Annotated in this window: 10 protein-coding genes and 1 pseudogene; 8 read left to right on the plus strand and 3 right to left on the minus strand. The window is 45.4% G+C overall.

What is annotated here, in order from left to right; genetic code table 11:
- Positions 1 to 137: 137 nt before the first annotated feature.
- Together E7204_RS01545 and E7204_RS01550 are read right to left on the minus strand one after the other, a co-directional pair.
- Positions 138 to 491, minus strand: a complete 354-nt coding sequence (locus E7204_RS01545) for a P-II family nitrogen regulator (protein WP_226974666.1) — start codon at positions 489 to 491, stop codon at positions 138 to 140.
- Positions 492 to 572: 81 nt separating this feature from the next.
- The gene (locus E7204_RS01550) at positions 573 to 1,847 is read right to left on the minus strand and encodes an ammonium transporter (protein ID WP_295180916.1); all 1,275 of its coding nucleotides are present in this window, start codon (positions 1,845 to 1,847) and stop codon (positions 573 to 575) included.
- Positions 1,848 to 2,174: 327 nt separating this feature from the next.
- Here E7204_RS01550 and E7204_RS01555 point away from each other — a divergent pair, with 327 nt between their 5' ends.
- Complete coding sequence (locus E7204_RS01555; RefSeq protein ID WP_295180918.1) at positions 2,175 to 3,719, plus strand: WG repeat-containing protein; 1,545 nt, start codon at positions 2,175 to 2,177, stop codon at positions 3,717 to 3,719.
- A gap of 108 nt (positions 3,720 to 3,827) precedes the next feature.
- On the opposite strand, the gene putP is transcribed toward E7204_RS01555, so the two are convergent.
- Positions 3,828 to 5,309: a sodium/proline symporter PutP gene (gene putP / locus E7204_RS01560; RefSeq protein WP_295180920.1), complete on the minus strand. Its 1,482-nt coding sequence runs from the start codon at positions 5,307 to 5,309 to the stop codon at positions 3,828 to 3,830.
- 150 nt (positions 5,310 to 5,459) lie between these two features.
- On the opposite strand from putP, the gene recQ reads away from it, so the two are divergent.
- The 7 genes and pseudogenes from recQ to E7204_RS01595 all read left to right on the plus strand — a co-directional run.
- Positions 5,460 to 7,310, plus strand: coding sequence for a DNA helicase RecQ (gene recQ / locus E7204_RS01565; protein WP_295180922.1), 1,851 nt, complete (start codon positions 5,460 to 5,462; stop codon positions 7,308 to 7,310).
- Between the two features lie 11 nt (positions 7,311 to 7,321).
- Positions 7,322 to 8,113, plus strand: coding sequence for a thymidylate synthase (locus E7204_RS01570; RefSeq protein WP_127058302.1), 792 nt, complete (start codon positions 7,322 to 7,324; stop codon positions 8,111 to 8,113).
- Complete coding sequence (locus E7204_RS01575) at positions 8,113 to 8,604, plus strand: dihydrofolate reductase (protein ID WP_295180926.1); 492 nt, start codon at positions 8,113 to 8,115, stop codon at positions 8,602 to 8,604. Before E7204_RS01570 ends, E7204_RS01575 begins: the two co-directional genes overlap by 1 nt.
- A 15-nt stretch (positions 8,605 to 8,619) precedes the next feature.
- Positions 8,620 to 11,059, plus strand: a pseudogene (locus tag E7204_RS01580) (Tex family protein).
- Positions 11,060 to 11,274: 215 nt separating this feature from the next.
- Positions 11,275 to 12,846: a DEAD/DEAH box helicase gene (locus E7204_RS01585; RefSeq protein WP_295180928.1), complete on the plus strand. Its 1,572-nt coding sequence runs from the start codon at positions 11,275 to 11,277 to the stop codon at positions 12,844 to 12,846.
- 187 nt (positions 12,847 to 13,033) lie between these two features.
- Complete coding sequence (locus E7204_RS01590; protein ID WP_021840756.1) at positions 13,034 to 13,453, plus strand: transcriptional repressor; 420 nt, start codon at positions 13,034 to 13,036, stop codon at positions 13,451 to 13,453.
- 110 nt (positions 13,454 to 13,563) lie between these two features.
- A partial coding sequence (locus tag E7204_RS01595; RefSeq protein ID WP_295180931.1) for a TIM barrel protein occupies positions 13,564 to 13,973 on the plus strand: 410 nt, incomplete at its 3' end.

The following is a 13,973-nucleotide window of genomic DNA, read 5'->3' on the forward strand; positions in this document are numbered from 1 at the left end:
GAAAAGCCCCCGAGTAGGGGGCAGCCAGTGATAATAGAGTGGTTGTCAGATTACTCAAAGCCCTCTTTAGAGGGCAACCACTAGAGAAAGACCCTTATAGGGTCAGAGCAAACCACCCGTTCTACGGGTGGTTATGATTATATTTCATCATCAGTCACAGCGTTAGTACCGCGCGTACCGGTTCGGATCCGCATAGCATCTTCCACGTCATATACAAAAATCTTACCATCACCAACTTCACCGGTCTGTAAAGTATCGCGAGCCGTATCCATTACCAGATCGACCGGTATATCACAGACAACAGTTTCAACTTTTACCATAGGCACTAAATTTACGGTATATTCTTTCCCGCGATATACCTCGGTATGTCCTTTTTGCAAACCACAGCCAAATACCTGAGACACAGTCATACCTTGAACGCCTATACGATTCAAAGCTTCTTTTAGATCTTCTAATTGTTCTGCGCGGGCTATTATATCTACTTTTTTCATCCGTTTCACGCTACCACATCCTTTGTATGTTAATTAACAGTATTGTACTGTTGGTAAATTCTATTTTTTATGAAAACCATCCTAAACCAGTGAATGGTGATCGGACATAATAAAACGGCCGCTGCTTTTAAATTCAGAGTGATTATACGCTTCTTCACCATGTTCACTAATATTAATGCCTAAGGATTCAGCGCCGATGCTGACACGCATATCCATAAAGAGACTGACTACTTTAAAAATGACAACAGTGCCGATAACAGAAAAGAGAACAGCTACTATGATAGAAACCAATTGAGGCAACAATAAATCGCCGCCATAGAATAAACCGTCGGCACCATCCGGATTGACACTAACCGTAGCAAATAATCCGGTAGCAATAGCGCCCCACATACCGCCTACACCATGAATGCCAAATGCGTCAAGGGAGTCATCATAGCCGAGCTTATTTTTCAAAATAGCTACGGCCACATAACAGCAGATAGCGCCGATTAATCCGACGAAAATAGCAGCGACAGGTGTTACAAAACCGGCTGCCGGTGTGATGGCCACAAGTCCTGCTACGCCACCGGATACAGCACCCAATACAGTTGGTTTGCCGCGATGACATCGTTCTGCCAATACCCAACCGACAACACCGATAGCAGCCGCTATTTGAGTTGTTACCAGAGCATTGGCGGCTAGCGGTCCGGCACCGAGAGCGGATCCGGCGTTAAAACCGAACCAACCAAACCATAATATAGCACCGCCAAGAACGGTCATTGGCAAATGATGAGGTAACATCGGCATGCGTCCATAACCGCGACGGCGGCCTAATAGCAAGCAGAGGACCAGACCGGATACACCGGATAATATATGAATAACAAGACCGCCGGCAAAGTCGAGAGCCCCTAATTGGGCGAGGAAACCGCCGCCCCACACCCAATGGGCCATAGTATTATAAACTAATAAGGACCAAATGACAGAAAATACGACAAAGGGAGCAAAACGCATACGCCCTGTAATAGAGCCACTCATGATGGCCGGCGTAATTACGGCAAACATACATTGGAAGGCAACAAAAGCCATTTCCGGAATATTCACGCCTTCCATAATATTGTTTCCCGTACCGATAAGTCCTATTTTATCAAGATTGCCAATGACACCATCAATATCGCTGCCAAAAATTAAGGTGTAGCCGATTAGCATAAATTCCACGGAAATCACACCGATTAAAAAGAAACTTTCCATGATTGTATTGAGTACATTTTTACTGCGTTCCATACCGCCATAAAACAAAGCAAGGCCTGGAGTCATAAAGAACACCAAGGTTGCCGCTACGAGTACCCAGGCCGTATTGCCTGTATCGATAGTAGCCATAATAAACTCCTTTCATAAACAAAAAGCGCCTAGTCTCAGAATCATCTGAGGACTAGGCGCCGTTACCTAACTATTCTGTTTGTAAGCTTACACGTACATACTATAACATGTCGCTACATATGTCAACATGTTTTATAGACTATAGAAATCGATTTTTTGAAAATTAAGCTACATCTGTTTTATTTTTTGAGTATATAAGCGTCAGCAGGACATGCGGCAAGGCTATATTATAAGGGGAATACCTTATATTGCTAATTTGAATGGCGCGTCATATAATATGAGTAACTAACAAGTGAGGGTGTAATACGTTTGTTGGGAGGTAGTTATATGAAAGTTTCAAAGCGAACAAAAACATGGTTAGTAGCTGCTGTATGTACTTTTTGCTTAGGTTACGGTCAAAGTCAGGCGACCATAACCGATACGGTAAATTATTTGCCCCCTACAGTAGTACTCAGTGATGAAGTAACCTATGCAGGTAACGGTCAGTTGTGGCCAACCTTGAAGCATGACGGCGTTGCCATGGCTGATAGCGCTGTAAAAGGGGAGGATGCCAATGCACTTAAAGAGATAAATCGCGCTATTGCCATTGTGCAAACCAAGGAAGGCTATGGTCTCTTGGACTCAAAAGGTGAATATGTTGTTCAACCGGCCTATAAAACGGTAAATAGTGCTAACCGGGGTCATGAATTGGTATTCAGTAATCCTAAAGATAAGAACAGCGTAGGCGTAAAACTTGATGCACCCGTGATTAAGCGTCAAGGCTATGCGTCCGATTTGTATTTTCCGTTTAAGGATGAAAGCACCAAACGGTATGGTTTTAAAAATGTAAGCGATCAAATCGTAATCGCACCGAAGTATAAAGATGTAGTGGCTTCGTTCAGCGAAGACCGAGCTTTTGTTAAAACAGAAAAAGGCCAGATCGTGGGCATTGACGGTACGGGCAGTGAACTCTTTACGGTGGCCGCCGATTATGTATCGCCATATGCTGACGGTCTGGCTCAAATTGAACGGCGAGCATCCGGCTTTAATCTATTTGGCGGCTTTGGCGGCCTTGCTATTGGCGGTATTTTCGGTGGCGGTGACAGCGGCCTCGGTATCGGCATCGGCGTCGGTCATGGTCACGGCGGTTATTTTGGCTGGGGCGATTATGATGACGGCTTTTTCGGCTTCGGTGGTGTTGAAGTGGCGCGGGATAAGGTAAAGCGCGGTTATATCGATCGCGACGGCCGCATTGTAGTAGACAGTAAACTGGACTATGTATATCCGATGATGCCATTCGGTACCATTATCGAAAACGACAATCAGTTGGCTGTTGTGGATAAAAAAGGTAACTTCCTCATTCCGTTCGGTGACTATACGTTTGAAGGGATTAATCTTTCCGATTCGTATATTGCACTTAAGAATAAGCATACGGAAAAACGAGGCGTGCTGAACTATTTGACGAACAAGAATGTGCTGCCGTTTATTTACGATGGCATTGATTTTATGAATGACAGCTATATCGTGGCCACGACGGCAGATAACAAGCGGGTGTATAAAATGGAGCCGGCTCGTACAGAAATGTTTAGCTTATCAAAGGGGGCTAAACATACGTATTACGGGGCCGAAGGATACGCCTGGGTTACGGGCGATTCACTCTTAGGTGATGGTTTTACAGGGTATAAAATCATCGATAAAACAGGTCAGGTAGTCTATGAAGCTAAGGATATGAAAATCCAGAAAGTCTCTAATTTTATCGGCGATTATACAGCCGTAAAAGTAGGCGGCAAATGGGGGCTTATGACGATTAACGGTCAGTGGCTCGTTGAACCGACTTACAAAGATATTCAATTTATTGTGCCTACGGGCGAAGCGGTGATGATATTCCGATAAGTTTTGTTCTATAACCCAAGTTTTGAATTGGTTAATCCATAGTCCATATAACTAAAAAAAGCTGAGGCAACGATTTGTTGTCTCAGCTTTTGTGTTTTTATGAAAATGTTATAAAATATGCATCCGTTGTGCTTCGTCGAATTCATCAGTAATTTCTTTAGATGGTGGATTATTCAAAAGGCTTACCACATAAATGGCGATGAGGGAGAATAAGAAGCCCGGCACGATTTCGTAGATACCGAACCACTCGAACTGTTTCCAAATAAGCACAGTCAAGCCACCCACTATGATGCCGGCGACACAACCTTTTAAGGTCATGCGACGCCAGAAGAGGGAGAGCAAAATGGCAGGGCCGAAAGCGGCACCGAAGCCGGCCCACGCATAGGCTACCATGGTTAAAATGTAGCTGTTCGGATCGAGGGCAAGCCATAAAGCAATGGCAGAAATAACAAGTACCGTAATACGACTGATAAGTACTAATTCCTGATCGCTGGTACGGTGACCGACGATGTTTTTATACAAGTCCTGTGAAACAGAAGAGGCCGTTACCAATAACTGTCCGGAAGCAGTACTCATGATGGCCGCCAGTACTGCAGACCATACAAGACCGGCCACGAATGGAGGGAAGAGTTCTTCATTCATAACGAGGAATACTTTTTCTACATCCGCACCGGTGAGCGGTGTGCTGAGGAATACTTTGCCGACGAGACCAACCATTACAGCGGCTATGAGGGAGATAATAACCCAAACCATGGCAATGTTGGTAGCTTTCTTGAGTTCACGGGCATCGGAGATGGCCATGAAACGAACCAAGATGTGCGGTTGACCAAAATAGCCAAGCCCCCAAGCAACAGAAGAAATAATGCCGATAACCAACGTATACGTGTCGGCTTCAGGTCCCCAGATGGAAAGCCCTTGCGGGAATTCCGTGGCAATTAAATGAGCCGTATTTACCGGACCGTTCAAAGTGAAGGCCGCAGCGGTAGGAATTAATAAAATCGCAAAGAACATCATGGTGCCCTGAATAAAGTCGGTCCAACTTACGGCTAAGAAACCGCCCAGGAAGGTATAGAAAATAACAACGCCCGCCGTAATGAGGAGGGATATATTATAATCAAGTCCAAAAATGGTAGTAAACAGTTTGCCGCCGGCTACGAATCCCGATGATGTGTAGATCAAGAAGAAGATAATGATAAAAATAGCGGATACAATCGGTAAGATTCGTGAAGTGTCGCGGAAGCGGTTTTTCAAATAATCCGGAATGGTTAAACTGTTATTGGCTACTTCCGTATGGTTGCGCAGGCGCTTCGATACGAAGGCCCAGTTTAGCCAGGTACCGCCGGCAAGGCCGATGGCAATCCAAATAGCGGAAATCCCGGTACTATACGCAAAACCCGGCAAGCCCATAAGCATCCAACCACTCATGTCGGACGCTTCGGCACTCATGGAAGTAATCCATGGTCCCAGTTTACGACCTCCCAGAATATAATCACTCAGATTACGTGACTTTCGATAGTAATAAATGCCAATGTACATCATCAAGCCCAGATAGATGGCAAAGGCGAGAATAATCGAGAATTGATCGTGCATACTTAGATGCACCCCCCTTTCGTAATAATAGATTCTTATATTTTAGCATAAAAATACAGTTTCTACTATATTAAAGGTGATGTGTTTTTACCAAAAAAATGGTAAAATAATATGATATGATAATTCGGATTGGAAAGGATGTGAACGAATATGGCTCATAAACAGGCAGAGGCGGCATTGGCTCATTTCTTCGGCTATACTTCGTTCCGACCGGCTCAAGAAGTGCCGGTAGCGTCACTCTTGGTCAATAAAGATGTGCTCGCCATTATGCCGACCGGTGCGGGCAAATCGATTTGTTTTCAAATTCCCGCCATACTAAAACCCGGTTTGACCATTGTTTTTTCACCGTTAATCTCCTTAATGCAGGACCAGGTAGACGGCTTGCGGATGCAAAAAATCCCGGCGGCGTATTTAAACAGCACGCAAGATAAGGATGAATCACTCAAGGTATTACAAGCTCTGCGACAGGGGCGCATTAAAATGTTATATTTGGCACCGGAGCGATTAAGCTCGGACTGGTTTAGAAACTTCATCAAAGAATTGCCTATCGACCAGGTCATTATCGATGAAGCCCATTGCGTATCACAGTGGGGCCATGATTTCAGACCTTCGTATCAGCTTATCGCACCGTTTATTGCGGAATTACCAAAGAGACCGGTTATCGGGGCCTTTACGGCCAGTGCCACGCGCGAAGTGGAAAACGATATGAAGCGTTTGCTCGGTTTAGAAAAGGCTACCGTCCATGTAACCGGTTTTGACCGGCCCAATTTATCTTTCGAAGTGGTGCAACCGCAGAATAAGCTGCAATATGTATTGCAGTTCGTGGCGGACCATGAAGCGGCGAACGGTATTATTTACTGCGCTACCCGTAAAGACGTGGAAATGGTGTACGGCGAACTGGCTAAACGAGGCGTTGAGGTGGGCTATTACCACGCCGGGCTCAGTGATGAAATTCGCAAGATGCAGCAAGAGCGCTATGCTTATGATAAGGTGCGCGTCATGGTGGCTACCAGTGCTTTCGGCATGGGGATTGATAAAAGTAATGTGCGCTATGTCCTGCATTACCAGATGCCGCGCAATATGGAAAGTTACTACCAGGAAGCAGGCCGTGCCGGTCGTGACGGGGCACCGTCAAAATGTGTGCTCCTCTATAGCGGCCGCGACGTGATGATTCACAAGTATTTAATCAATGAATCGGTGCACGAACCGGAGCGTCGCCGCATTGAAATGAGCAAATTGCAGCAGATGATTAACTATTGTTTTACGACGGATTGTTTGCGTAAGTATATGCTTAACTACTTCGGTGAAACGGTGAACTGGACGCGCTGCGACAATTGCGGCTCTTGCTTGCACAAAGGGGCGCTGCGCGATTTGACGCAGGAAGCAAAGGCGATTTTTAAAGCCGTCATCGATACGGAAGAACGGTATGGGGCCGCTATGATTACGGATATTGTGGCCGGCAATCGCACCGATAGAATTGTGCGTTACGGTTATGATCGCTTGCCTGTATTTGGCCGCTTGGAAGATATGGACGACCGTGAAATAAAAGGCCTTATCCGGCAATTTACATCGCTTGGCTATTTGGATTGTGCCACCGGTAAATATCCGATTTTAAGCATTACACCGGCCGGCGAAGCCGTGCTTGACGGCAGTGCTAAGGTGACCGAAGTACGCCGTCAGCTCGTAAAAGTACGGCCTGACGGACCGCGTCAAAGTGCGAGGGCCGCGCGCGTGGCCGGTGCCGGCAACAGCATGACCATGAAACGGCGGGCCGCGAATAAGCCTAATTTATTTGAAGCCTTACGCCAGCATCGCAAGACGCTGAGCGAACAGCTGAAAGTGCCGCCGTATTTGATTTTTCCCGACACCGTACTCATTGATATGGCGTCCATGAGACCGCAAACATTGGCGGATTTATATAAAATTAAAGGCATCGGCGAGGCAAAACTACAACGCTTCGGGCTGTCCTTTTTAAAAGTAATCAGTACATTCAGTGATTAAAGGAGACTATCATGAGCTCAGCAGATACTCAATACTTAGCGATTGTGGAACGCATTTTGAAGGATGGTTATTATGCCAATAACCGCACCGGTATTCCTACCTATAAATTACCGCACCAAATGATGCAATTCGATTTGAGTAAAGAATTTCCTATTTTGACGACTAAATTTGTGGCGTTCAAGACAGCTGTTAAAGAACTTTTATGGATTTGGCAGAAGCAGAGTAATGATGTGAAAGAGTTGCAGGCTATGGGCGTTCACGTATGGGACGAATGGATGCGCGAAGACGGCACCATCGGCAAAGCGTATGGCTATCAACTGGCTAAGTACAAGCAAGTGGACAATTTACTTCGCATGTTAAAAGAAGATCCGCAGAGCCGCCGCATGATTGTTACTTTGTGGAATATTGAAGATTTGCCGGACATGGCTTTGCAGCCTTGTGCGTATGAAACCTTATGGGATGTGGAAGGAGACCGCTTGAACTGTATGCTCGTACAGCGTAGTGGCGACATGGGCCTTGGCGTGCCGTTTAACATGACCCAGTACGCCACGCTTGTATACATGATTGCTCATGTAAGCGGTTTGAAACCGGGGCAATTTACCCATATTATCAACAACGCTCACATTTATGAAAACCACGTGGAGGCGTTGAAGACACAGCTGACCCGCTTGGAAGAAGCAAAACCGGCACCATCTTTATGGATTAATGATAAGGTACAAAACTTTTATGACTTCACGGCTGATGATGTGAAGCTGGAAGGGTACGAACATTTAGGAAAATTACCGATGGAGGTGGCCGTATAATGTTAGCGATGATCGTGGCACGGGCGAAGCATAATGTGATTGGCAAAGACAATCAGCTTATTTGGCATTTGCCGAAAGATTTGCAGTATTTTAAAAAACTGACCACCGGTCATGTTATCATCATGGGCCGTAAGACCTTGGAATCACTGCCGTTTTTACTTCCCAATCGTGAACATTGGGTAGTGACGCGTCAAACCGACTATGTACCGCCTTATGAAGGGGTACGCGTATTTACATCACCGGAAGCGGCCGCGGCGGAAGCGGCTAAGCTCGATGTTGCCTATTGCATCGGCGGGGCACAGATGTATGAATCGTTTATGCCTTACGCAGATGTTCTCTATGTTACGGAAATCGAGCATGAGTTTGAAGGGGATGCATATTTTCCGACTATTGATTTGAATGTCTTTGAAGTGGTAGAATCAATTCCCGGTGAAGTGGACGAGAAAAATCCATGGCCATTTAGTTTTGTAACGTATCGTCGAAAGGAGTAGTTCATGTTGGAAAAGATGTCCCAATATATTGCGGCCGAATTAGGAGTTAATCCTTGGCAGGTAAAGGTGGCCGTTGAATTATTGGATGAAGGGAACACGGTTCCTTTTATCGCCCGTTATCGTAAGGAAAAAACGGGGGAATTAAAAGATGAGCAACTTCGTGAAATCGAAGAACGCATTAAATATTTGCGCAATTTGGAACAGCGCCGTGAAGAAATTGTCCGCTCCATTACGGAACAGGAAAAAATGACGCCTGAATTGGCCACGGCTATCGAAGGGGCTATGAAGCTCCAGGAATTGGAAGATTTATATTTGCCTTATCGCCCTAAGAAGCGTACCCGTGCCTCCATTGCTCGTGAACGTGGGTTAGAGCCGTTGGCACAATTAATGCTGGCTGATACTACCGAGGATACAACGAGCACGATTGAAAGCTTAACGGCTCCATTCATAACGGAAGAAGTGCCTGACAGCGAGGCAGCCTTGCAAGGCGCCATGGATATTGTGGCAGAAGATGTAAGTGACCGTGCCGATTTCCGTGCGTACTTGCGTGATGCTATTTGGCGTCAGGGCAAAGTTAAAACCGTAATGGTGGGCGATGAAGATACGGCGGAAACCGATGAAGTTCGTCAAGTATTCTTGAAATACGCCGACTATGAAGAGCCGATTCATCAATTACCGTCCCATCGTATTTTAGCTATTAATCGCGGTGAAAAATTAGGCGCCCTTAAAGTAACTTTGACCGCACCTGATGAAAAATATATCGAATACATGGTAAAGGCTATGCCGGAAACGGGCGTAGCAGCTTTAAAAGAATTTAAAGCCATAGCGGTGGCCGATGCGTATAAACGCCTTATCTTTCCGGCCATGGAGCGTGAAATTCGTAAGACCTTAACGGAAAATGCCGATGAACAGGCTATCAAGGTATTCGGGACCAATCTTCGCAATCTCTTATTACAGCCGCCGTTGGCCGGGCATGTCATTATGGGCCTTGATCCGGGCTATCGCATGGGCTGTAAAATGGCTGTCATCGATGCACAGGGGAATGTGCTCGACCAAGGCATTTACCATCTTACGTCCGGTGAGCGCGGTAAGGAAGCGGCCAAAAAAGATATGGCCGCCTGCATTCGTAAGTGGAAAGTTACCTTGTTATCCATCGGTAACGGTACAGCCTCTTATGAAACAGAACAATTTGTTTCCCAATTGATTGAAGAAGAGCAATTGGATTGCCACTATATCATTACCAATGAAGCGGGTGCTTCCGTTTATTCTGCCTCTAAATTGGCTATCGAAGAATTACCGGATCTTGATGTATCTATTCGTGGCGCCGTGTCCATTGCGCGTCGTGTACAGGATCCGTTGGCAGAATCCGTTAAAATCGACCCGAAATCCATAGGGGTGGGCCAGTACCAACATGATGTTAACCAGAAGCAATTGAGTGAAACCTTGGATCAAGTGGTGGAAACCGTAGTAAACCATAGTAAACCATGTGGGCGTTGAACTCAATACAGCATCGCCGGCCATTTTGGAACATGTAGCAGGGATTTCCGGCGCCGTAGCTAACAACATCGTAACCTATCGTAAAGATAACGGCGTTTTTCACAATCGCAAAGAATTGTTAAAAGTTAAACGCTTGGGACCGGCCGCCTTTACGCAATGTGCCGGGTTCTTACGCATTAAGGACAGCGACAATCCGCTAGATAATACGCCGGTTCATCCGGAATCCTATGAGTTGGCCGAAACGATTATTAACAATTTAGGCTATGCGTTAGAAGATTTAAATGATAAAGCGAAACTGGCTGATTTCCATACGAAGCTGGCCTTGGTTGATGCGGAAACCGTTGCTAAAGAATTGGATGCGGGCGTGCCGACGGTGCGTGATATTTTGGACGCTTTGGCAAAACCGGGCCGCGACCCGCGTGAAGATTTGCCGGCGCCAATGACGCGTAAACACATCATGAGCTTGGAAGACGTAAAGGTGGGAACTGTTGTAAAGGGGACGGTTCACAATGTGGTAGATTTTGGCGCTTTCGTTGACTTCGGTTTAAAAGTTAACGGCCTCTTGCATCGCAGCGAATTCTGTCGCCGAGACCAACATCCGTCCGATGTCTTGGCTGTAGGCGATATTATTGAAGCGGAAATTATTTCCGTTGAGCCGAAACGCAATCGTATTGGCCTCTCTATGAAGGCATTACGTGATAAAGAAAAAGCCGCTGCTGCCGTAGCGGCCGGTGATGATTCACAGCAGAATAATCGCAATGGCGATAATCGCGGTAATCGCCGCGATAATCAAGGTGGTGAAAATCGCAACCGCAATAATCGTCGTGACGGCCGCAATCAGGATCGTAATGCTGCCAATAATCGTGATGGCCGTCAAGGAGATCGCCATAACCGCCGTAATGATGACCGTCGTAATCGCAACGATAATCGCGGCGGGCGCAACAACCAAAATCGTTAAAAACGCCATGAACCGGCACCGTTTGAAAATAACAACATAACAATCGTATATAGTAAGAAAAAATAGGATAGTTTTTCATAAAGATAACCAAATTAGAAAAAAAATAGGTATTCTGATTTGGTTATCTTCTTTTGTTTGTGATATAATACTAGAATGCGCCGACGAAAATTAGACGAAAATAAGATTGATTTACATAAGGAGGACTCATATAGTTCATGCTTGAAAAATTTGAAGAATTACAGATTAGCGAGCCCATTTTACGGGCTTTAAATGATATGGGGTTTGAAGAACCTACACCGATTCAGAAGGAAGCCATTCCTGTGGCAATGAGCGGCTTAGACATGATTGGCCAGGCTCAGACCGGTACCGGTAAAACTGCCGCTTTCGGTATTCCTGCATTGGAACAGGTGGATGAAAACCTTCGTGCCGTACAGGTTTTAATTTTATCGCCAACCCGTGAATTGGCTATTCAAGTAGCGGAAGAACTCAACAAAATGGCACAGCACACTCATATCCAGGCCTTGCCTATCTACGGCGGTCAGGATATTCAGCGCCAATTCCGCAGCTTGCGCAAAAATCCTCAAATTATCGTCGCAACCCCGGGTCGTTTAATGGATCATATGGAACGCGGATCCATCAATTTTGATAATGTAAAAGTAATTGTTCTTGATGAAGCGGATGAAATGCTTAACATGGGCTTTATTGATGACATCAATAAAATTTTGGCAGCCGTACCGGAACAACGTCAGACATTGTTGTTCTCCGCTACTATGCCACCGGCCATCCAGACTTTGGCTGAAAACTACTTAAAAGAACCACGCCTTATTCGCATGAAACCGACTCAGGTAACCATGGACTTAATCGAACAGTACTACATTGAAGTACAGGACCGTCAGAAGTTCGATTTACTATGCCGTTTACTCGACATGCAAGCCCCTGATCTTGCCATCGTGTTCGGTCGTACGAAACGCCGTGTTGACGAAGTTACGGAAGGTTTGAAAAAACGCGGTTACATGGCTGAAGGTATTCATGGTGATTTATCCCAGCAGAAACGTGACAGCGTAATTCGTCAGTTCCGTGAAGGTACTATCGATATCTTGGTAGCTACCGACGTAGCCGCTCGCGGTCTTGATATCAGCGGTGTAACTCATGTATATAACTATGATTTACCGCAAGACCCTGAAAGTTATGTTCACCGTGTAGGCCGTACCGGTCGTGCCGGTAAAGCAGGGATGGCGAATACCTTCGTTATTCCTCGTGAAATGGAACATTTACACGCTATCGAACGTTTGACTAAACGTAAGATTGCTCGTCGTAAAGCACCGTCTTTAGGCGAAGTATTGGAAGGTCAGCAGAAATTAGCCGTTCAGAGCTTAATCAATATGGCTGATGATACGGAAAACCTCAAAGAATACCGTGCCAGTGCGGAAGAATTATTGAATGATTTGGATTCCGTAACGTTGGTAGCGGCCGCTATTAAATTATTGACTAAAGAACCGGATACGACACCGGTAAACATTACGGAAGAAGCACCTTTACGTGTTCGTAAAAAACGCTCCTTCGGTAAAGACGGCCGTCGTCGTGACGGTCAGCGCAGCTCTCGCAGTTCCGATCGTCGCGGTGATCGCCGCAGCGGTGAACGCAGTTTCCGTGACCGCAGTGGTCGTGATGATTCCCGTCGTGCCGGCGTAAATCGTTCCAAACGCCGCAATCCGGAAGGTCAAGGTCGCCGCGGTGGCCAGGAAGCACATAAGAGCGGTGCCTTTAAACCGTACTTCAAAGACTAATCCTACCATATATAATTAGATTTGATGAGCGGTTATCTTGCCAAAGTATACTAAATTTGCTATAATTACTTAACCAATAATTGTTATTGGTTAGAATTGATATTCTGGTTAAAGCAACTTAGCTACAGGCAACGTGCAGAGTTGCACGAAACACTTTTAAATCCGAGTGGAGAGAGGATTGATTGCTATGGATATTGCACAAAAACTGCGTTCCGAAGGTTACAAAGTAACCCCTCAACGTATTGCGATTTACCAAGTGCTTTATGGTCAAAATGAGCATCCAACGGCGGAAATGATTTATCAGAGTTTACGCCAAGATCATCCTACCATGAGTTTAGCAACCGTATATAAGACGATGGAAATTTTTGAAAAAATCGGTCTTGTAAAAGTTCTTGATATTGGTGATGATTCCAGCCGCTATGACTGGGATACTCATAACCACCCTCATATGCGTTGCAGCGTATGTAATCGCGTTGATGATTTACACGATATGAATATGGAAGATACCTTAGCTGAAGTCGAAGCATTGAGTCACTACAAAGTGACCGGCCAGCAAATTACGTTTGAAGGTATTTGCCCTGACTGTTTGCGTAAAGGAACCCATTAAACAAAAAGAGCCGCAAGGCTCTTTTTTTGTTATAATTAAAAAGTAACATGAAATAAATTTGCTATAAAATTTTAAAATATATTGTATTAATTGTATCGAAGGAGAGTAGTATGTTAACTATCGGATGTCATTTATCGATCAGCAAAGGCTATTTACATATGGGCAAAGAGGCTTTAAGCCTTGGGGCCAATACATTTCAGTACTTTACACGTAATCCGCGCGGCGGCAAGGCCCGTACGTTTGACGAAGCGGATATGAAAGCGTTGGAAGCTTTTATGGCGGAGCATAACTTTGGTAAAATTTTAGGTCATGCACCGTATACGTTAAATGCTTGTGCTGCGGGTCCGTCCCTGCGTCAGTTTGCTAAAAACATGATGCGCGAAGATTTAGAGCGTTTGGAATTTTTGCCGAATCAATTATATAATTTCCATCCCGGCAGCCATGTCAAACAAGGTGTTGATCAGGGTATCGAATATATTGTGGAAGCACTCAATGAAGTCATGTTTGAAGGCATGCACAC

The organism is Veillonella sp., assembly GCF_015058545.1.
Classification (GTDB): Bacteria; Bacillota; Negativicutes; order Veillonellales; family Veillonellaceae; genus Veillonella_A.